This is a genomic window from Methanospirillum stamsii, from assembly GCF_003173335.1.
GTDB lineage: Archaea > Halobacteriota > Methanomicrobia > Methanomicrobiales > Methanospirillaceae > Methanospirillum > Methanospirillum stamsii.
Genome location: NZ_QGMZ01000016.1, coordinates 1 through 20,823, shown reverse-complemented (window position 1 = coordinate 20,823; position 20,823 = coordinate 1). Strand labels below are relative to the sequence as shown.

Genomic DNA, 20,823 nt, shown 5'->3' with positions numbered 1-20,823 from the left:
AATCAGTATCTGTTATGGTGAAATTCAGTGATTATTCGATCTCTCCCGGGTTCTGTTCTGTTTATCCGGAATTATCGCTGTTTTAAAAATATTAGCGTCACTACCATAACTGGAAACAAAATGATACACACTAAAACAAAAAAAGATATAGTATCTGGCTCTTAGTTATTGAGCCTGAGAAAAGCAGGTTTTATTTACAGATACGGAATTATCTGAATAAATAGGTTTCAATCCGGTTTCTTCTTTTTCCTTCATCCGGTAAAGTCCGTTCGGTACCGTAATTTCAAACCTGGCTCCAACTCCGATTTGTCCACATTCCCTGATTTGCATTCCACTTGCACTCAGGATCTGGTATGCAAGATACAGTCCGGACCTTGTATTATTCTGTGACGGTCTGAATAATGCCTGTTTTTCATCTTCTGGTATTCCGCTTCCGTCATCCTGAATATATACAATCAATCCCTGTTCAACATGTGAAAATCCACAGACAACTCGTGATACATTTCTACCATGTCTGATTGCATTATCCAGAAGATTAAATACTACTTTTTCAAGCAAAGAATCTCCGAATAATTCAATAGAGCCCAGATTATATTCAATAACAATAGATCCTGTGTCTAACATGGCTGTTGCATTTGACACCATACCTCCAAGATTCATCCATTTCTGTCCTGAAAGTCCTGGAATAAGTTGGTCTGAACTGGTTGAAATTTGTCTGTTAATTGCCTGAATCGTTGATTCTATCCTTGAAACAACCAGGTTCATCTCTTCTCCGGTAGACATGGATTTTAGTAGGTCAAGATATCGGTGAAGTGCAGTTATGGTATTGAGGAGGTCATGACGGGTGATAACCGATAGGATATCATGATTTGCCTGTGATTTAATGGCTGATTTAATAACCATTTCATTAAATGCAGGCTCCTGGATAGTGCTGGAATGTTCCCAGGGAAGCCCGGAATCCTGAATCTTTAAAAAGAGTTCAAGTGCAGAAATCGTTTGTGAACCTGCCGGGGTGTTTAAAAAACTGACCAGATTTCCAATTGCCGAGGTGGTTATCGGAGAGAGTTCATGTTCGATGATACATGCTTCTTTGTTTGCAACATCCGGGGCAACTCCGATGAATTCAAAAAATTGTCGCAGTGTTTGATGACGGATGTGGATTACTTCTCCTCTCATCCTGCCTTCAGGAGATAGAAAAACACCTTCATACCGTCTCCATTCAGCATATCCAAGTCTGGATATTTTTCCTACCATTTCAACAACGGAAGAGGGCGATACATTAAGAGAGCGGGCAATTTCACCAGTTCTGGCGTACCCTTTGTTTTTACTGAGAACATAGATTGTTTCCAGGTAATCTTCCATTGCCTGAGATAACTTCTGATCCGGTTTTTTCATCCCATTTCCTCCTGATGAGTGCGAGTCCGCGTTTTGTGAGTTCCACTCTGCTTTCGTTAGTTTTAATCTGGTTTTCGCAGGAACAATTGCAGCATGAGCATTTCATCCCGTTTTTTTTGCAGGAAAAATCTACTGATTCTCCCAAATCTTTTTTAAGATATCCAGTGCTGCATAGCATTGATACCCAGGATGAGACCGAACTTGTAGGAATTCCAAGTTCAAGAGCCAGTTCGGAGAGCAGGCATCCTTTCCTTGAATGGATAAGGTGAAGGATTTCAAGACCTTCACTCACAGCAATCACTCCTGTATGAACACTTGTACATGAGTTTTGATACTCCAATGTACAAGGGGATTGCAATGATTCCTGCCCAAATAAATGCCGGGCTAAGAATCGAGATGAGGTTTACTTCTTCTTCTCCTTCCATTATTGCGGTGAGAAGGTTTCCCCCTTCAACCAGAATGGAACATCCTGCAAATGCCAGAAGGAGGAGACTTGCAACATATGAAAAACTGATCCATCCCGGACGGTCAGATCTGCCTTTCAGAACCGCAGTTCCAAATATGAGTGATAGCAGTACCAGGATACATCCTCCCGGAATATCCGGTAAGATGGAGAGCCCGAATGCAATTCCTGCTCCTTCAAGTATTGATAAGAGGCCGGCGATGAAGGTGGAAAGAGCTACAATTCCTGTCCACCCATAGAGGTATTTATGAGGGTATGTTGTGTTTGACATTGTTTATGCTCCAATGAAGAGTGATCCTACATGCAGGGTGATGAATGCAACGATGTATGCAACAAGAATTCCCCAGCCTACTGCTATGCATGTCCATTTCCAATTGCCCAATTCCTGCCTGATAACTCCAAATGCAGCTACACAGGGGAAGTAGAGGAGTACGAATACCATGTATGCAAGGGCGATGACCGGACTTAATGTCGGGTCGGCAGCGAGGGATGATTCAAGCATCTCTTCTCCGCCGTAGAGAGTTCCAAGAGATCCGACTACAACCTCTTTTGCAACGAATCCGAAGATGAGACCTACGACCAGTTGCCAGTTAAATCCAAGTGGTGCGAACAATGGCTGGAAAACCTGACCAAGGATTCCTGCAAGACTGTCTACCGATCCATATTCCACACCGACTGGAAAGGTTGCAAGAGCCCAGACTACAAGAACTCCTCCAAAGATGACAATACCTGCACGCTTGAGATATTCCTTGCCTTTATACCACATGTGAACTGCTGCTGCCAATCCGCTTGGTTTCCGATAGGGTGGCAGTTCCATGATGAAGGGGGACGGTTCGTCCCTGAATACGAAGCGACGGAATATCATGGCTGATATGATGGCTACAGCAATTCCCAGGACATACAGGAAGAATATTACATTTCCTGCTGCAGCTCCAAAGAATACTCCTGCAAACAGGACGTATACCGGGAGCCGTGCTGCACATGACATGAACGGAATGGTGATGATGGTGATTATCCGGTCAGCTTTGCTTTGGAGTGTACGGGTTGCCATGATGGCCGGAACATTACATCCAAATCCTATCAGGAACGGAATGAATGATTTACCATGCAATCCTACCGAATGCATGAACCGGTCCATGACAAACGCAGCCCGTGCAAGGTATCCGGTATCTTCCAGGATTGAAAGGAGGATAAACATGACAAAAATACTTGGAACAAATACGAGGACAGAACCAACACCTCCGATTACTCCGTCAGCCAGGAATGATCTGATAAATGGATCCATCTCGACACCATTCATCATTTCGGTAAAAATTCCGAATAGATACTCAATCCCCACAAGGAACGGATTGGATGCACTGAAGGTAATCTGGAAGGCAAACCACATGCATGAAAGGAAAATTGGGATTCCGAACAATCGATGTGTCAATACCTGATCAATAAGATCGGCAGGCATTACGGCTCCCATGGAGCATTTTACTGCACAGGTTGTTACCTCTTCCGAAGTCCGGTACCGGGCAAGAAGAATGTCTTCTGCAATACCGTCACGTTCAGCAGGATCACATTTGTCGATGAATGGAATAACGAGTCCCTGATCATGGAGCATTTTTTCCAGGTGTTCATCTCCTTCCATCAGGCGTATTGCGGCATAATGGGGTGATAACTTACCAAGGAGAGATACATGCGAACTCAGATAATTGCCGATTTCTGCGATGTGCGTTGTAACAGAATGAGGGTACTCAATTTTTTTGTAATCTACAGGTGTCTTTTTCTCTGTAACCCGGATGATTGTATCAACTAATTTTTCTATCCCTTCTCCATTTCGTGCAACTATCCTGACCACCGGGATTTTCAGGTTCTTTTCCAGACATTCAGCGTCAATGGTAATCTTCTGCTCGTCTGCAAGGTCGCTCATATTCAGAGCGATTACCATTGGAAGGCCTATCTCCATCAACTGAGTTGTGAGAAAGAGGTTTCTCTCAATGTTTGTTGCATCAACAATCTGCACAACCGCATCCGGATTGGATGTCAGGAGTGCATCACGGGCCACCTGTTCATCCGGGGTGAATGCTGAAAGGCTGTACGTTCCAGGAAGGTCGGATACAAAAAGGGAATGATCATTTATCTGACGTTTTCCTTCCTTGATTTCAACAGTGACTCCCGGATAGTTTCCGGTGTGTTGGTGGACACCGCACAGGCTGTTGAACAGGGTCGTTTTACCCACATTTGGGTTACCTGCTAGTAATATGCGAATATCTTTCATAAGATCATCAAATTTGTGGTTCAACCAGAACCATACTGGCTGCTCCGGCTCCAAGAGCGTATCTGCTCTCACCGATACGGACAATTACGGATTCTTTGGCTTTTTGGATAATGGTTAGTTCAATTCCGATAATGATACCAAGTTGGCCGAGGGTTTTTGCAAGGTGTCCGGTTCCCTGGATGGCCCTGACTACAACCTTGTCGCCGGTTTTCATCAGACTGAGAGGAACCACCGTGTCTCACTCCCCCTTTTTTGTATCAACCGTTATCAATGCTGCCTCTGCACGACGAAGAGACAGTTTGTAACCGCGGATCTGGCATTCAGCGGGATCTCCGAGGGGGGCCCATTTTACCAGTGTCAGTTTGGAGCCGGGTAATATTCCCATTTCCATTAATCTACGACGAATTGCCGTTTCTCCCTGAATTTCAGATACAATTCCTGAAGATCCGGGGGGGAGTTGTTCGACTGTGATGATGGACATGATTCACCTAATAATTTTAGTCTCATCTAAACTTTTACGTCTACCTATATTAAATTAGCCGTAACGAATAATGAAAATGAAAATTCAGAAATCCATAGTTCCTACTGATAATCACAAAATAATTAGATACAGAAATTCTTTTTAAAAAAAATTTAGGTAATTGGTTTTATTAATCCGGGTTTTTCTAACTGTTAAAATATTACAGAAATTGTGAGAATTCAAGGATTATTTCGTGTTATATTGAGGATCATACGAAAGTTGTAGTTATGGAACGCGGGAGATTTCATGTATTGATAACATTCATCAGTATTTTTTGGGTTAATCAGGTTTATTTAAAATAATGGCATGTCTGTATTTTCACACCAGAAAATTCATTATCGTTAGAACCGTACGTTGTGATATGGATCTATTTCGATTAAGCAGTTTTATGTGTATCCTGATGGTAGCAGTAATGCTCCCTGTCACTGCTGAAAATTCCGGAGATTATGCCAATCAGACTATTAACGCCGAATTTGTGGTAAAATTGCCTTCCGACTGGTCAAATTTTGCAATGAGTTCATATGCAGGTCCGGCAACCGGAGTTATGGATAATAATGACATTACAAATGTTATTGCTATCCATATCTATCAGAATACTAACTGTTCAACTATCATTGAAGAAAATCTGAAGGTAAACTTAGAACAGTTTAATTCTAAAGCAGGTATTGCAAATCTCACCGAGCCGGTTTATGGTGTGGATAATGTCACTGAGTTTGGTAAATATGCTGATGGAAAGGTTTCAAATCTATTTATCAGATTAATTGACGGGAATGTTGTTGCAGTGACCGGTACTTATGATACTATTGAAGATGCAGAAGGTAAGGAAGAACAATTTATTAAAATCGCTGAATCTGTTATTCCTCTCCACTCTCCGGAGATTGATGTCTGTGCAACAGAAGAAAAAACGCCAACTCCGGTTCCAACAACAACCTATAAACCTCGTCCGGTCCCAACTCCGGCATATAATTCTACTTAATCCTTTTTTTATCTCAATAATACCGGACTTTCTGAAATTGTCTACTGATCAGTTTCTGTGAATGATTATGGTATGTCTATAAAAATCGTATTTTCTCTATTTTGAGGATAAATTTGATATTATCGCCTGATATTTTGTTTGTTTTTGCGAAGTAAATAATTATGCCAGAAGGCAATATATTTATATAATTTCACTGCTATCTGGTCATGATAAGGGTGCATTATATGAGATGTCACAGGCTTCTGGTATTACTGATTATAACCTGTCTATTACTGGGGATTATCTCTTTTTCTTCTGTAACAGCATTAGAACTAAAAACATCCAAATCTCCTGCAACGCAGGTAATAAAAAAGGATGTAGGTACAAAATTATTTGATGGGAGGGAGATAATTCAGAGTCCAACTGTGATATCTAAAGCATTGAAACAGTTTGAGAGTGTTACAGATTCAGGCGATGAAGAGGCTGCAACAGATAGTCAACCATCTGATGAAGAGGTATTTTACTGGATCTGGAATCTTTCACAATTCGCCGATTATCTCGCATCAAATACCTCAAATACTCTTCTCTATTCTCTTGTGAGAACTGATGGAGATTATTTTACATCATCTCATGGGGTCCTTGGATATAGTCCGCATAACAGAGAAATAATCGGAGATAAGCAAGATGTATATCGCTTATCCTATGGTGTGAGTGGTGTTCCTGATCACGAATTTATGGGTTACCCCTATCAATGGCGTGTCATAATTATGCCGGATGATAACAAACTGATAATTCAGAACTATGACTCGGATAGTTCATCCCCAACCCCGATATTTGAAGATGAATATCCTCTTTCTGCTATAGCCACGAGTTATGGCTCCAGCAATGGCAAAACTACATCTTTTTATGGCGCCAGGGACTATGGGGTCCCGGTTACTACTCTGGCAATATGGCCATACCCGATTCCGACCTCAGCTCCCTGAATATTGGGAGATTTTCTTTTTTTATTAAATTTACACTCGTTCGAAAGGTATCCGGGTGTATTTCTGCGGCCCCCTAAAATGTCCGTTCCCCGCCAGTAAATATATATAGATTCACTACCTTTTGGTCATATTGAGGGTGTGTTATGAAGTTACGAGCAATTCTGGTTTTGCTGATCATAACAGGATTATTACTATGTATGATCTCTGTTACTTCTGTCACGGCACTTGAACCAAAAATTTCCAAGTCTCTTACTTCGTTAGAGAAAAAAAATCTCTCCCCCACATCTTATGTTCTCACAAAAGCAGTGGGGACCAAATTATTTGATGGGACAGAGATTATTCAGGATTCAACCGTATTATCTGATTCATATAAATTGCTGAAGAGTGCTCAGGTCTTGAGTAGTGAGGAAGAGGTACCTGATAGTTCGCCATCTGATGAACAGGTTCACTATTGGGATTGGACTCTTCGCCAGTTTGCCGATTATCTTGCATCAAATACTTCGAATACTCTCCTTTATTCAATTGAAACCACAGCTGGATCGTTGACCTCAGTATCAAATGGTGTCCTTGGATATAGTGTGGTTCGGGATGAGATTACAGGAGATAAATTTGATGTTTATGGCACTAGAATTGAGAATGTTGCAAACGATGGAGTATTTCGGAAACATTCTAGTCAATGGCGCATCACGATTTTACCCGATGAAAATCAATTGGTATTACAAAATTATGTGGAAGGTAATCCAACCCCTATCTCGGAAGAATTAATAGGTCTCAGTATGACTCCCAGCGGTCCTAATGTAATCTCTTTTTTGGGCAGAGCGAGACCTTTTTATGGTATCGTAAGTGAGGTTCGTCCGGTTGTGATTCTATCATTGTGGCCAAATCCACTTCCTGAATCAGAATTTTTATAACATTGCTCTTTTTTTATTGAATGATGCACCGGTACGAAAATTATTCATTTATATTTCTACAGCTCCCTAAATTGTCCGGGCCTCACCAGCAAATATATATGTGTTTATTGTAATCTGGTCATGTTGAGGGTGTACTATGAAGTATAGTAATTGTATGATATTTTTGATGATAGCAGGATTATTGCTCTGTATAATCTCTGTTTCTTCTGTAACGGCACTTGAACCAAAAATTTCCAAATCCGTTGCTTCATTGGAGAAAAAAAATCTCTCCCCGACTTCTTATACTCTCACAAAAGGAGTGGGCACCAGATTATTTGACGGGACAGAGATAATTCAGAGTCCGGAGGTTATATCCACTGCACTTAAAAATATGAAGAGTGGTGTGTTCCTAAACGATGGTGATGAAGAACCTGAAGATCAGGGAGGACCTCATGGAGAACCATACTGGGATTGGACTCTTCGTCAGTTTGCGGATTATCTTGAAGCGAATTCTTCACGGACTATTCAATATTCACTCATGAGAACGAATGGAGATTATATTTTGATTTCTGAAGGAGTTCTGGGGTACAGCCCGAGTATAGATCTCATCACCGGAGATAAATATGCCAAGTATTATTTTTCTTGTCCTGTTTACCCTGATTGCGGTTTATGGAGGCACGGAACAGGTCATTATCGGCTAATAATTGATCCAGAATTAAATCAGTTGATAATTCAGGAATTTTATTCATCAAGTTCATCCCCGTCCCCGGATTGGGAAGAAACAATTATGATTGAACATATTCATAGTCAAATTGCCTCTAACAATGCCTTCCCAAATCACTTTTACGGAAGAACGTATAGTGATCCCCCAATCGTTCTCCTAACTCTGTGGCCATATCCACTTCCTGAATCAACAACTGAATAACCAGGGCTCTTCTTTTTTAATTGAAATTTCACCCGTTCGAAAAGTATTCACTTGCATTTTAGTAGTTTCCTAAAATGTCCATTCTTCACCCGCAAATATATATATTTTCATCACTCTTTTGCTCATATTAGGGTGTGTTATGAAGTATCGAAAAACTCTGCTATTTCTGATGATAACAGTATTATTGCTCTGTATAATCTCTGTTTCTTCTGTAACGGCACTTGAACCAAAAATTTCCAAATCACTTATTCCGATGGAGAAAAAAAACCTCTCTGTAAATACTCATGTTATCGCAAAAGCTGTGGGGACCAGATTATTTGACGGGACAGAGATAATTCAGAGTCCGGAGGTTATATCCACTGCATTAAAAAAAATGAAGAGTGGTGTCTATCTATACGAAGTTGATGGAGAACCTGTAGATATGGCAAGATCTCTTCCTCTTCAGGAACCATACTGGGATTGGACTCTTCGTCAGTTTGCAGATTATCTTGAAGCGAATTCTTCACGGACGATTCTATATTCACTTACGAGAACGAATGGAGATTACACTAAGACAACTCGTGGAGTTCTGGGATACAACCCGAGTGTGGATCTTATCATTGGAGATAAATATGACCAATATGTGTTATCTTGTTCTGTTTACCCTGAATGCAATTTAGATCTGTGGGATTTTAGTCAGTTGCGGTTAATGATTGATCCAGATTCAAACCAGTTGATAATTCAGGAATTTTATAGATTTAGATCATCCCTGTCCCCGGATGAGGAAGAAACAATTCTGATAGAACCTTATTATAGTCGGCTTTGGTCTCCAAATGGCATCTCTAATACTTTTTTCGGGAAATCGAATCATTACCAACAGATCCATGTCATATCGCTGTGGCCATATCCACTTCCAGAATAAGAATATTAATAATATTACTCTTTTTTTATTGAATGAAATATCAGTTAGATACGTATTCACTTCTATTTCTGCAGATTTTAATAAAATTCCAATCTCATAAGGAAAATTTTTATATGTCCACAACGATCTTGCTCATTTAGAGGGTGTGTTATGAAGTATCGAATGATTCTGATATTGCTGATGATTACCGGATTATTTCTTTGTCTCATCTCGGTTTCTTCTGTAGCGGCTATTGAACTAAAACCTATCAAACCTCTGGTTACGTTAGAGAAAAACAACATCTCCCCGACTGATGGGATAAGCACAATAGAAAAGGGGACTACATTATTTGACGGAAAACAAATCATTCAGAGTCCGGAAGTTATATCCAATGCTCTGATACAATTAAAGAGTGGATCGCTTCCATTCAATGTGATAGATGAAGAATATTTTTCTGCACCTCTCAAGACAGAACCCTACTCGGAGTGGACACTTCGTCAGTTTGCAGATTATCTGGCAGATAACTCTTCACGATACATTATCTATTCCCTTGTGAAAACGGATGGGAATCATCTTTTAGTCTCTTCTGGTGTTCTTGGTTACAGCAGGGATGCAGATCTTATAATTGGCGATAAATATGACTGTTACATGTTAAGGGGTGGTGTCAGTGATGTCCCTGATAATGAGTTTTATATAAAGAGACAGGATCGGCTCATTATCGATCCAGATGAAAACCACCTGATTCTGCAGACGTTTGATCCGTCAAGTTCTTCACCTTCTCCTAGTGCGGAAAACACAATTTCACTTGAAACGGTGAAAGGAAACTTTGATATAACTAGAGGCTATGCAGCAAATTATTACGGGAAATCGCACGAGGGAATTCCTTCCAATACCATTGCAATGTGGCCATTTCCTCTTCCTGAATAAGCAGGTATTACCCAAACTCTTTTTTCATTCAATCTAAATCATACCCCCTGAAGCTGACAAAGAGCCTGTTTTTACTATTAAGATTTAGTCGGGATTCTAATTCTCTAACTCTTGCTTCTAATTTCTCAATTCGTTCTTAAAGAAATACGATGTATGTAATTACTTCAGGAGGACATTCAAGTATTTTAGATTTAAGTTCTTCTGGAAAGTCCATTTGATAAAAAAACGCTTTATTTCATTATAAAAAGATCTTTTGGTAGAAATCTTTTTTTAGAGACGAAAGAAGATATTTGGGAAGATTTTAGGGTGATTCCGAGGAGAGCGCTCAGGCCACCTGAATAGTTACATTATATAAATTATTTGTGAGGTGCACATATTTTTGGTATTAGAAGATTGATCCTTTCATTAGTACATTGTTTTGAAGGAAAAAGAGGTAGAATTAGAACTTTTTTTCGAAACTAATTAGACTGGTAAAAAGAGTGAAAGAGTGTGTTTTGAGATTCATGAATAATCCCCTCGTTCCATATGACAAAAATCAAACCGAAATAGATCTTTGTACGATGAAGGTGAATCTGAATATCTGGTCGAGAAGTATTGAAACAGCTGGAGTGATACCTCCGGTTGGGATTTAGATCTCTACGATTGTGTACATCTCCCTATGCACATCATTGTTTTCATGGAATGAGGTTGTTCACCTGTTTTCATGTGGCACGTCACCGGTTGTTTGACCTCTAAACTTCCTCAGGATATTAGAAATATCAGATAAAAAAAAGACAGAGAAAAAATTCGTTTACCTGTCCGGATGTTCATTTTACCAGCGCAATATTTTAAACCTGAAACCGGTCCTGTTTTGTTTCCTGATGGAAATTGTATCGTTCTCCGGATTTCTACAATCCACAGATTGTTTTTTTTGTGTTTGCTCCAACAAATCTTATATATACCCTGATTGATTTCCATTCAGGTGGTTTAATGAAAACCGGATGGATTGTGTTGGGATTTTTGGTTGTGCTTCTACTGGCAGGAATATCCATTGCGATTCAATGTCCTGATGGCTGTACCTGTCTTACCGCGTTGCAGGCAAAAGAGAAACACATGGTACCGTGTGAAGAAGATATGCTCTCCTGTGGAAAAGCGAAAAATGGAGATCCTCTCTTTTGTTTCAGACCGAATATCTCTCCTGTTGTTGTCAGTCCTAAAATCCTTGGGACTTCGTTCAGCAAAATTACCCCTGCTAATACCGGAGGTCAGGAGACAACACCATGTAATGGAACATGTATTTGCCTGACAGAGAACCAGGCAAAAGAAAAGAAAATGATCTCCTGTTCGAAAGATAAAATATTGTGTGGACAGTCTGATGCCGGAGACCCGATGTACTGTTTCAGGGAGAAACCCCCCCAGTCGGAGGGAGTTCCAATGGTATCGCCGATACCAGTCAGTTCCAAGAAAATTTCTGATCAGGTGGCCACAATTATTGCCCCGACTCCGCGTCCAAGTCTGACAATCCATGATAGTGGCACGATTACCGGTTCGCAATCTATTCTTAGTGGGGATTCAGACGGAGATGGAATCGGAAACCTCTTCGATGTCTGCCCGGATGTTTCTGATCCCGCTCAGGGAGATATTGATCATGACGGGGTTGGAGATCTCTGTGATGCTTGTTCTCTCCCGCTGGTCAGTGGCGAGGTATACTGCTGCCCTGAGATTGAACGGTTGACCGGTGTTTCGTGCCTGGAATTATCGCAGTATTCAGCATCAGAAGGGAGGGATGTTTACTATTGGGAGACACTGTACGGCAAGGTATCCGGAAATGGATGCGGGTGTAGAGATTCTGACGGGCTTGATCCCTTAATCCCCAGTCTGGTGTATACTGAACACTGTACCAAGGAGGTATCAACCCCGTCAGGACCGCCAGGTTCAACAACTACTGTGGTAAGGGGAGAATCCCGTTGTTCATATAATGTATCAGAACGCTGTTCTGAAGACGGTACCCATGTTATTGAGTACATCTGTGGAGAAAACGGACCTCAGGCCATAGAGATTGAATGCCCGAACGGATGTATCAACGGCTACTGCTTGTGCGATACAGAAATAGTGTTAGATCCGGAAAATCCTGGTCCGATTCAAATAAACAAGGATATCTGCCTGGATGAGGACACCTCGAGAGAGTATTATTGTGAATATGTGTATTCACCTGACGATCCTTCAGGAGGTTCGTTCGTAGAAAAGTATAGAGACAGGGATTGTGAATACGGGTGTTCAGGCGGACACTGTTGCCCCAACGAGGAATGTGCGTATGATATTTGGGAGCCACCTGAATATACCTATTAATTTTTTCAGGTGCTGAATGAAGATGATTTGAATAGATCATTTTTTTTACATGTTATTTTGAACAACCATCTCTTTTGTGTTGCTGTAATCCGGATGCATCTTGTACCGGAGAATAATCGCCAGAATTACAATTACAATTCCAATGATAAAGGTCATAAAAAAGGTAAGAAAAAACCTGCAACAAGAACCTGTAATTGTATTGATTTTGGTGACTGAAGGGTAACAGAATAGGATTTCTGTGTCCCTTCTATTCTGGATGATATGGCGGCTTTTTGAGTGAAAAGCATGGAGCGATAAGTCCGGCGGGTTGCTGCAGAGGAATGAATGTAATCATATGTATCCGATTGAGTACTTCAGATGAGCACTTAGTTTGAGGGCATTTCCTTTATGCCCGGGATAGTCTCATGGCTTTTTTGATTTCCTTCTCATTAACGATTTTTTTCAGGGCATACCCATCTGATGAGGGAGGTTTCCCGCCATTCGTACTATTGGGATTAAGGCTGGATTCAAGTTCTTTGACTCTTATCTCAAGTTTTATGGTTTTTCATGATGGCAAATATTATATTCGATAACATCAGATGGAATCCACTTTAATTTCAATTAAAATTCTTCTGGAAAATTCATTTGAAAATTTCACTCAAATTGTCATCTTAAATGATTTTCGGTATTTCTTTTAAAAACGGAACATGATTAATTTGTGGAATTTTATGGGTGATTTGAAAATTGGGTGATGAGACCGGCTGAATCGGTGCATTTTATTACAATGGGCTCATACTTCGTGTCACAGTTTTCATGCTGGATCCAGAAACAGTAACTGTAAATTCAGTATCCTGGTATCCTTCTTTCTCAAATCGGATAGAATATGTTCCTGGACTCAGTTCTTCCTGGCTAACTGGTGTTTTTCCAATATGTTGATTATTAATGAAAACGTCTGCCCCGGATGGTAAAGATTGGAGGGTCAGGTATGAACCACTTCCAAATCCACTACCTCCGGATGAAAATGATCCGGCACTATAATCATCTGATTCTGAATAACCAAACGGTGAATTATCCCCTGAGTGATATGTTCCAGAACCATAATTGGAATATCCGGAATATCCAAATTGAGAAGTTCCCCCTGGTTTAAAGAGAAATGATACTTCAGACGTGAATCCTTCTTCAACCTGTATCTGAATAGAACCGGTTTTAATTCCATCGAGTTCTCCAAACGCCTTGTGAATTCCTCTGGGAATATTAGATTTTGTAAAGGGAGTTACCTTATTGGGAATTTCTTCTCCGTCAAGAAATACTGTTGCTCCATCAGGAGTAGAACTAAATGATATACTTCCTGTTCTGGATTCGGTACTACCTTCTCCAGTAGGTTCAAGATTGAAACTCACTGAGGTAACTTCTCCTGCAGTCACCGCTGCCTGTTTTTCTGCAGTCTTATATCCATCCAACGATACACTGATCACGTATGAACCAGGATCAGCATCAAATTCAGATGGTGTTTTTGCATCCAGATTACTGCCATCAGCAAAAATAGATGCTCCACTTGGTGTAGATTTCACGGAGAGGGTTCCAATGCCTCCCGATTCCCCGGTGTTCTCATCTATGCCTGCCTGCCCTTCTCCAGCAAGTTCAAGATAAAAATTAGCTGTCGCAATTTCCCCTGAAGTAACCGTAACCTGTTTTTCTGCAGTCTTATATCCATCCAGCGATACCCTGATCACGTAGGAACCAGGATCAGCATCAAATTCAGATGGTGTTTTTGCATCCAGATTACTGCCATCAGCAAAAATTGATGCTCCACTTGGTGTAGATTTCACGGAGAGGGTTCCTATACCTCCCGATTCCCCGGTGTTCTCATCTATGCCTGCCTGCCCTTCTCCAGCAAGTTCAAGATAAAAATTAGCTGTCGCAATTTCCCCTGAAGTAACCGTAACCTGTTTTTCTGCAGTCTTATAACCCTCCAACGATACACTGATCACGTAGGAACCAGGATCAGCATCAAATTCAGATGGTGTTTTTGCATCCAGATTACTGCCATCAGCAAAAATTGATGCTCCATCCGGCGTGGATGTTATGGTGAGGGTTCCGGTTTCATCTGAACTACCACCACTTTTTTCCGTTCCCGGCTTTTCTTCACCTACAGATTCCAGGGTGAAGTGTAAAGAAGTAATTTCACCCGAAGTTATTGTCCCTGTTTTCTCTACTGTCTTATATCCGTTTAGAGACAGACTAATGGTATATGTTCCTGGAGGACCTGTAATGTCAGATGGTGTCTTTCCATCCATATCAGTTCCATCCACGAATATCTCTGCACCTGACGGTGTGGAAGTAACACTTATGGTACCTTCATTCTCCTGATTATTTGATGAGGTATCCAATTGACCTGAAAGTGGTTTGCCATATAGACTTCCCCCTTGGTTTGAACCAGATGTAAACGGTTGATATATTCCCACTAATTTATAAAGAGAAATATTGCCTACTTTTAACAAATTTCCCTTTTTAATGGTAATATTTGGTATTGGATCAATAATTTTTCCTGATATCGGGCCTGTAATAGAAGAATCAATGGAACTGGAAATTTTATGCAGAGTCAGATTATTATTCTTAAGTAAAAGTGAGGGTTTAGAAATTAAATTCACATTTTTATTCAAATCTCCACTTGTAATTCCTGTTACTATTATAGTTACCAGCAATACTGCCAGAAGAATACTAAGTGCCTGAATAGATCTTTTTTGCATACCCATTACTCCCTGATGCCCATATTCTAAATAGCGGAAATTAAAGATATGCCATGCAATAGAATACCTGGGCTATGAAAAAAACCAAAGGAAAGTGTTCACCAAATATATCTTAAGCAGCTAACAGGGGAGCAAGGAGAAGTTTTTCTTTACATCGTTCCAACAATGTGATATATTCTCAATGGTGAATGCATGTATAGACATGGTACCAATATCACCAAAAATTGAGCAGGAAATACTTTGTCTTCCTGTTTATTAGATCCACAATGAAAAAAGTATCAAGAAAGAGTATATCCGGGTTTCCATGAAATTACTCATTCAGTTCCATTATTCGTTGTTCTTTCAGGGCAGCCATATAGATAATGGTCAAGGTTTTCTGACCAGTCATCAGGTCTTTGACCTTTGAATATACAATACCCATATTGCGACGGTCCCAACACAATTCATCACCGAAATCCCAAACAAAACCAGTTCAACTAACATCGCCAAGCACCATCCTCTCAGTCACATTCATCACTCCGGAAACATCAGAACCAAACTTTACCGTCCGGTTTCCGTCATCTGACACTGCCCTTGACAGAAACAGCCCGGACCCGTTTACACCATGCTCTGCCAAAAGAGCATCCCGTACCGACCGGGAAGACACGAACTTCCCCCCGGACAAAAGACCGGACGTGAGAATCTCACTCTTCCGGACCTATATTACCCGTTTGTGAATTCAGCTATTTTGATCAAGGTGGAATATTCAAATAAAAGCGGAGATAATTTTTCCAACTCTTCCATGAAGTCAGAACGATATTTCTGAAAAATCATAATCCTGACATGGACTACATGATAATTTGGTCTGATATCAATGTATAATCAGTATTATTTACGTTTTCAAAAAGCGGTTTAAATTTACCTTTTACTTAAAAAGTGATACTATTATCCGGAGACTAATGAGTGAAAATGAGATATTTTTCGGATAATCCCGGAACCGATATTAAAGTATACCAGAAATGAGTATTATCCTTCAGCTCCACAAACCGGATCATTCTGATATTGATATTTCCGGACATCAAGTAGTGTCCCCTGGTTCTGCATCCTCTCTGCCAGATGATAAAGATCCTTTGCAATCTTTCCATCAATATAGTCTTCTCCACAAATTTCACAAATTTCTGCCGGAACTTCCCGCATAACAAGGGTAAAATCACCCCGGGTAAGCAAGACTGAGGTAACACCTGGCTTTGTTTCACCCCGCTTGCACATAGCACACTTCATAATCTCCTCCTCTTTATTCCTGATTCAAAATGTATCTCATCCGGCTCATAAGTAGTAATTACAATTATCTCATCTTCATCCCTGTTAAATGCAGCGACTACATGTAGTGATCGGTTTTTTAAATAACCACAAATGAGAGCACTTGGAAATGGATAATCATCAGGATAACTTTCAATGATCTTTCCAATACGAATAATTTCTTCTACCTCTTCTTCAGAAATTCTCCTGGAATACATTTGCTCAAAAGCATGACGACGTATCACAATCCGTGTTTCTTGGTGTATCCATGAAATATCTATAGAAAAATTGGTGTCTTTGGAGCAATCATCCATTGTTAAACTCGTCAATATTTAGTTTCTCAAATATTAGTATCGTATGGATCGGGAATCGTAATCTTCTGTATCATAGACTGATTTTCACTGAAGAAAATAATTTTAAAAATTGAAATGTCTAGAGATACTGTGGTTCAACCGTTATATAAGAACTGTAACGATATCTCTTTTTATTACTCCATGAACTGAAATTACCCGAAAAAACTTCTCTCTCTCCCCTACCTCATCCCCTTCACCTCCACATCCCCCTCTTCACACACCCGGACCAATTGCACTACACCCCGGAATTCCCGGACATACCGGAGCCAAATCCCAACGGTCCCGACACAATTCATCACCGAAATCCCAAGAGCCACCCCGGGAAAAAATAACTCAGTACCAATCACTCCGGAAACATCAGAACCAAACCTCATCGTCCGGTTCCTGTCATCCGACACTGCGCTCGTCAGAAACAGCCAGGACCCGTTCACAACATACTCTGCGAGAAGAGCATCCCGTACCGACCGGGAAGACACGAACTTGCCCCCGGACAAAAGACCGGACGTGAGAATCTCACTCCTCCGGACTGTTACATTTCCCGGAAGAGAAAACAGGCATCCGGAAGAGTCCCCCGAATCTTCGGATTCCTGCTCTGTATACTCATCAATTCCCATCGGTCCGGACGACTCTCCGGAGGTAAGCACCTTCAGGGAGTCCTCAAGCTTCAGGTTTCTCACGAGCGAAGCAAGGTCGGTCGTGAAAAAACTGCTAGCGTACGCTGAATCTGGTCCGAGGACGGACGAAGAGACCCATGTTGCACCGTCACACACAATCGACGATGAGATCTCGTCTGCACATCCGGCCCCGAAGATGAGAAGAAGGATGTTGAAACCATTTCATTGCATCATGACAAAATCCTTCAAATTTCATACCTTATAACAAAATAGCTCAGGAAAGGATTAATCTGATATATCCGGATCAACCTCTTTTCTACTGTCTCATACCTTCTTCTTCATCCTGCGAACGCCATCCAAAAATAACCGGACCACATCCTCATTCTCAAAAAATCCCTGGTAACCACTCCATTCAGGACTTGGGTCATTATTATAATGAAATATATCTCTGCTCTTTGGCAGGATCTTCTCAATCTCATCAATTGTCGTATGAAAATACTCTGCAAGTCTGGTGAGATAGAGTTCATATCTGATCCCTTTTTCCTTTGAACTTTTCAAGGGAATTAATGAAAACGTCACTGGGGTTTTAGTTCCTACCACATTCTTTCCAATAAAACCGATAGATGTCCGGGTTGTTTTTACCCCATCAAAGCAGGGAAGAAGACCCTCAAATAATGACTGATAAAGGCCACCAACTCCGTTATTGGTAGCAATCTCCTGTAGTTCCTCTTTTGAAAGATTCTTAGGGCGTTTCCCACTACTAACCCGATCAGTATTCGATTCTGCCTCATCAGGATCAATCAGAAACACCCGTGACAGGAATTCAACTCCCGAATTATCTTTGAAATACTGAAATTCAAGGACATTGAGCGGGACACCATGTTCCTCTGAAAGATATGACACAATCCGTTCGGTGCTCTCATCTATAACCGAAGCAACAATCAGCATAGAATGGCTGACATTCAATTCATTAGGAATAGCAGTACCAAACTTTTTGAAGAACGCCTCTTCAAATGTTTCGGCTCCCGTTTTTGAAAAATACTCTTCAGCAATCCCGATTATCTGTTCGGCGGTTAGTTTTTTGACCCAGGAAGCATAGTCAAGAGTCTGGGCCACAACATCACGTGGCGTTTTATCTCGTTTTAATTCAAGGATAACAAGATCCCCCGCCTGGTCCATTGCCAGAAGATCCACATAGGTACCAAATGACGTCTCAACTTGCCTGCCTATGATCTGGTATCCGGAAGAAATAATGGAAATATCCTCTTCAATCCATCGTTCCAACCGCTCTTCAAGATTCAATCGCGATTTATAAATCTCCTGAATCTCTTTACCGTCAGATGGAGACACTTTCCAGAGACGAACATCATGAGACATTTAGATCCTCCGGATATTTGTTCGGGGTTCATTACTTCTTGGTATTTCTCTCTCATTCTTCATCATGTATCTTCCTTTCTGGATCTCGTCCGGACGGCTTGCTTTGGAGACCGGGGATTATCTGGTATGGTAAGCTCAAGAACCCTATCCCGGATCATTGGTTTTAGATAGTTATGATAGCTCCATTTCAGTGTCTGACAAAGAAGGTCTGCGAATTCAGTTAGAGAATATGGCCTGATATCACATAACTCAGCAATCAATGTCTGAACATCAGAAGGAATTCCCCTCATCCCAACCTTGTGAATTGCTTTTTCAAGGTGAGGAGGGAGAGGTTGTGACATGGTAGGTAAGGAGTATAAGCCCCCTTCTTAATCCGCAAGCTTGGTTGTTAAGGGGCTAAGCATGGTAGGTAAGAGTCCTTCTCCCTCAAAAGTGGAGTGGGTTGGCTGGATACCCTGGAGAGAGACATAGGGCTCTTCTTTTTCAAAATCGGGTGACTCCGGATGTAATAACTGATAATCCGTGTCTGTATTCAACTATTCGAATCAAAGATACATTCAAAAATTAGTTTACTAAATTCAGCGGTTTTCCTCGTACTGATCACATAACTGATTAACCTTTTTACAGAATAAGGGGAGAGATTTTTTGATAATTCCCCAGATTATATCATCTGATATGGTTCTGTAAGCATGAGTGAGACGATTTCTAAATGCGATTATCCGTGGGGCATAAGGATAATGTTCTTTTTCTTGAGGAAAGTGAATAAGCATCTGGTTTAATGCTTCCCCAATAAGAATAAACTGGCGTTCTACAGCAGATTTTCTCATGGGATCAGAAATATATGTCTCGAAATTACACCCTTCTATAAATGAATGAATAAGTTCACATGAATGTTTAAGATCGTGGAGATATACTCGTATATCAGGTGATTGCATACAAAGATTCCTGTGATGATAAGAACGATTCCCGAAGGTATGGATTGGAAATTGCACTCATTTCAATAAGATCAACCTGATACCCAAGTAAACTCTCCAGTTCTTCAACCATACCAAAGTAGCAATCAGCATGTTCTTCTGGGCTAAGCGACTGGAATTCAATAATTAAGTCAATATCACTATGAAGGGGATCCCAGGTACCTGAAAAACCTGATCCGGTAAGGCTGAGTGTTTTCACCTTATATTTCATGCAAATCCGCTTAATCTCATCTCCCTTATCAAGAATAAGCTGAATCATGCACTATTTTCCGTCGTTATACCTGATAATTATACCGCTTTCACTGCTAATAGAGTATAGTGATTGCCCAAAAAAACATAATGTGATATCCAGAATACAAGAATTTAAACGAATCCTCATTATTCCCTCAAAAAAAAGAAATTCCCCTATCTCCTTCTACCTCAATCCCTTCACCTCCACATCCCCCTCTTCACTCACCCGGACCATTTGCACTACTCCCCGGAATTCCCGGACATACCGGAGCCAAATCCCGACGGTCCCGACACAATTCATCACCGAAATCCCAAGTAAAACCAGTTCAATCCACATCGCCAAGCACCATCCTCTCAGTCACATTCATCACTCCGGAAACATCAGAACCAAACCTCATCGTCCGGTTTCCGTCATCTGACACTGCCCTTGACAGAAACAGCCCGGACCCGTTCACAAAATACTCTGCGAGAAGAGCATCCCGGATCGACCGGGAAGACACGAACTTGCCCCCGGACAAAAGACCGGACGTGAGAATCTCGCTCTTCCGGACTGTTACATTTCCCGGAAGAGAAAACAGGCATCCGGAAGAGTCCCCCGAATCTTCGGATTCCTGCTCTGCATACTCATCAATTCCCATCGGTCCGGACGACTCTCCGGAGGTAAGCACCTTCAGGGCCTAAGTTTATGAATTTATAACTTACAAATGACTAATTCGCTTTTCTTCAAACAATTTTTTG

27 protein-coding genes are annotated in these 20,823 nt (G+C 41.0%); 7 read left to right on the top strand and 20 right to left on the bottom strand.

Annotation, left to right across the window (positions count from 1 at the left end; genetic code table 11):
• Window positions 1-165: 165 nt before the first annotated feature.
• From DLD82_RS08375 to DLD82_RS08350, 6 genes are read right to left on the bottom strand one after another with little or no spacing between them, the layout of a single operon-like run.
• The gene (locus tag DLD82_RS08375; RefSeq protein WP_109940668.1) at window positions 166-1,395 is read right to left on the bottom strand and encodes a metal-dependent transcriptional regulator; all 1,230 of its coding nucleotides are present in this window, start codon (window positions 1,393-1,395) and stop codon (window positions 166-168) included.
• Complete coding sequence (locus DLD82_RS08370) at window positions 1,325-1,687, bottom strand: helix-turn-helix domain-containing protein (protein WP_181391334.1); 363 nt, start codon at window positions 1,685-1,687, stop codon at window positions 1,325-1,327. The genes DLD82_RS08375 and DLD82_RS08370 overlap by 71 nt, the downstream gene beginning before the upstream one ends.
• Window positions 1,680-2,129: a hypothetical protein gene (locus tag DLD82_RS08365; RefSeq protein WP_109940666.1), complete on the bottom strand. Its 450-nt coding sequence runs from the start codon at window positions 2,127-2,129 to the stop codon at window positions 1,680-1,682. The genes DLD82_RS08370 and DLD82_RS08365 overlap by 8 nt, the downstream gene beginning before the upstream one ends.
• Window positions 2,130-2,132: 3 nt before the next feature.
• Window positions 2,133-4,121 carry a ferrous iron transport protein B gene (gene feoB / locus DLD82_RS08360; RefSeq protein WP_109940745.1) on the bottom strand — a complete coding sequence of 663 codons (1,989 nt, stop codon included), beginning with the start codon at window positions 4,119-4,121 and terminating at the stop codon, window positions 2,133-2,135.
• Window positions 4,122-4,128: 7 nt separating this feature from the next.
• Window positions 4,129-4,353: a FeoA family protein gene (locus DLD82_RS08355; protein WP_109940665.1), complete on the bottom strand. Its 225-nt coding sequence runs from the start codon at window positions 4,351-4,353 to the stop codon at window positions 4,129-4,131.
• Between the two features lie 6 nt (window positions 4,354-4,359).
• The gene (locus tag DLD82_RS08350) at window positions 4,360-4,602 is read right to left on the bottom strand and encodes a FeoA family protein (RefSeq protein WP_109940664.1); all 243 of its coding nucleotides are present in this window, start codon (window positions 4,600-4,602) and stop codon (window positions 4,360-4,362) included.
• Window positions 4,603-5,002: 400 nt separating this feature from the next.
• Here DLD82_RS08350 and DLD82_RS08345 point away from each other — a divergent pair, with 400 nt between their 5' ends.
• The 7 genes from DLD82_RS08345 to DLD82_RS08315 all read left to right on the top strand — a co-directional run bounded on the left by DLD82_RS08345 (window position 5,003) and on the right by DLD82_RS08315 (window position 12,529).
• Window positions 5,003-5,617 (top strand): hypothetical protein, encoded by a 615-nt coding sequence (locus DLD82_RS08345; protein WP_146199737.1) that lies wholly within the window; start codon window positions 5,003-5,005, stop codon window positions 5,615-5,617.
• Window positions 5,618-5,841: 224 nt separating this feature from the next.
• Window positions 5,842-6,579, top strand: coding sequence for a hypothetical protein (locus DLD82_RS08340; RefSeq protein WP_109940662.1), 738 nt, complete (start codon window positions 5,842-5,844; stop codon window positions 6,577-6,579).
• Between the two features lie 143 nt (window positions 6,580-6,722).
• The gene (locus tag DLD82_RS08335; protein WP_181391333.1) at window positions 6,723-7,490 is read left to right on the top strand and encodes a hypothetical protein; all 768 of its coding nucleotides are present in this window, start codon (window positions 6,723-6,725) and stop codon (window positions 7,488-7,490) included.
• A 136-nt stretch (window positions 7,491-7,626) separates the two neighbouring features.
• Window positions 7,627-8,394 (top strand): hypothetical protein, encoded by a 768-nt coding sequence (locus DLD82_RS08330; protein WP_146199736.1) that lies wholly within the window; start codon window positions 7,627-7,629, stop codon window positions 8,392-8,394.
• A gap of 139 nt (window positions 8,395-8,533) precedes the next feature.
• Window positions 8,534-9,295: a hypothetical protein gene (locus tag DLD82_RS08325; RefSeq protein WP_109940659.1), complete on the top strand. Its 762-nt coding sequence runs from the start codon at window positions 8,534-8,536 to the stop codon at window positions 9,293-9,295.
• Between the two features lie 150 nt (window positions 9,296-9,445).
• Window positions 9,446-10,201, top strand: coding sequence for a hypothetical protein (locus tag DLD82_RS08320; protein ID WP_146199735.1), 756 nt, complete (start codon window positions 9,446-9,448; stop codon window positions 10,199-10,201).
• Between the two features lie 969 nt (window positions 10,202-11,170).
• Window positions 11,171-12,529 carry a thrombospondin type 3 repeat-containing protein gene (locus tag DLD82_RS08315; RefSeq protein ID WP_146199734.1) on the top strand — a complete coding sequence of 453 codons (1,359 nt, stop codon included), beginning with the start codon at window positions 11,171-11,173 and terminating at the stop codon, window positions 12,527-12,529.
• 385 nt (window positions 12,530-12,914) lie between these two features.
• Here DLD82_RS08315 and DLD82_RS19555 read toward each other — a convergent pair whose 3' ends face one another.
• The 14 genes from DLD82_RS19555 to DLD82_RS08270 form a co-directional block, all read right to left on the bottom strand.
• Window positions 12,915-13,055, bottom strand: coding sequence for a DUF6444 domain-containing protein (locus DLD82_RS19555; protein ID WP_369333091.1), 141 nt, complete (start codon window positions 13,053-13,055; stop codon window positions 12,915-12,917).
• 232 nt (window positions 13,056-13,287) lie between these two features.
• Window positions 13,288-15,258 (bottom strand): PEGA domain-containing protein, encoded by a 1,971-nt coding sequence (locus tag DLD82_RS08310; RefSeq protein WP_181391332.1) that lies wholly within the window; start codon window positions 15,256-15,258, stop codon window positions 13,288-13,290.
• Window positions 15,259-15,568: 310 nt separating this feature from the next.
• Window positions 15,569-15,700: a hypothetical protein gene (locus tag DLD82_RS19335; RefSeq protein ID WP_281267999.1), complete on the bottom strand. Its 132-nt coding sequence runs from the start codon at window positions 15,698-15,700 to the stop codon at window positions 15,569-15,571.
• A 30-nt stretch (window positions 15,701-15,730) separates the two neighbouring features.
• Entirely contained in the window at window positions 15,731-15,904 is a 174-nt protein-coding gene (locus DLD82_RS18565) for a hypothetical protein (RefSeq protein ID WP_181391331.1), read from the bottom strand.
• A gap of 359 nt (window positions 15,905-16,263) precedes the next feature.
• Window positions 16,264-16,518 (bottom strand): type II toxin-antitoxin system MqsA family antitoxin, encoded by a 255-nt coding sequence (locus DLD82_RS08305; protein ID WP_109940655.1) that lies wholly within the window; start codon window positions 16,516-16,518, stop codon window positions 16,264-16,266.
• On the bottom strand, window positions 16,515-16,850 hold the full coding sequence (locus DLD82_RS08300; RefSeq protein WP_109940654.1) for a DUF4258 domain-containing protein: 336 nt from the start codon (window positions 16,848-16,850) through the stop codon (window positions 16,515-16,517). Before DLD82_RS08300 ends, DLD82_RS08305 begins: the two co-directional genes overlap by 4 nt.
• Before the next feature lie 218 nt (window positions 16,851-17,068).
• The gene (locus tag DLD82_RS08295; RefSeq protein WP_181391330.1) at window positions 17,069-17,659 is read right to left on the bottom strand and encodes a hypothetical protein; all 591 of its coding nucleotides are present in this window, start codon (window positions 17,657-17,659) and stop codon (window positions 17,069-17,071) included.
• A gap of 168 nt (window positions 17,660-17,827) precedes the next feature.
• On the bottom strand, window positions 17,828-18,880 hold the full coding sequence (locus DLD82_RS08290; protein WP_109940653.1) for an endonuclease NucS domain-containing protein: 1,053 nt from the start codon (window positions 18,878-18,880) through the stop codon (window positions 17,828-17,830).
• Between the two features lie 62 nt (window positions 18,881-18,942).
• Entirely contained in the window at window positions 18,943-19,221 is a 279-nt protein-coding gene (locus tag DLD82_RS08285; RefSeq protein ID WP_109940652.1) for a Fic family protein, read from the bottom strand.
• Window positions 19,222-19,248: 27 nt separating this feature from the next.
• A complete protein-coding gene (locus DLD82_RS18560; protein WP_181391329.1) occupies window positions 19,249-19,416 on the bottom strand; it encodes a hypothetical protein in 168 nt (55 codons plus the stop codon).
• A gap of 42 nt (window positions 19,417-19,458) precedes the next feature.
• Window positions 19,459-19,815 (bottom strand): HepT-like ribonuclease domain-containing protein, encoded by a 357-nt coding sequence (locus DLD82_RS08280; protein ID WP_109940651.1) that lies wholly within the window; start codon window positions 19,813-19,815, stop codon window positions 19,459-19,461.
• Entirely contained in the window at window positions 19,802-20,113 is a 312-nt protein-coding gene (locus DLD82_RS08275; protein ID WP_109940650.1) for a nucleotidyltransferase family protein, read from the bottom strand. Before DLD82_RS08275 ends, DLD82_RS08280 begins: the two co-directional genes overlap by 14 nt.
• A 156-nt stretch (window positions 20,114-20,269) precedes the next feature.
• Window positions 20,270-20,422, bottom strand: a complete 153-nt coding sequence (locus DLD82_RS18555) for a hypothetical protein (RefSeq protein WP_181391328.1) — start codon at window positions 20,420-20,422, stop codon at window positions 20,270-20,272.
• On the bottom strand, window positions 20,412-20,723 hold the full coding sequence (locus DLD82_RS08270) for a hypothetical protein (RefSeq protein WP_109940649.1): 312 nt from the start codon (window positions 20,721-20,723) through the stop codon (window positions 20,412-20,414). The genes DLD82_RS18555 and DLD82_RS08270 overlap by 11 nt, the downstream gene beginning before the upstream one ends.
• Between the last annotated feature and the right edge of the window lie 100 nt (window positions 20,724-20,823).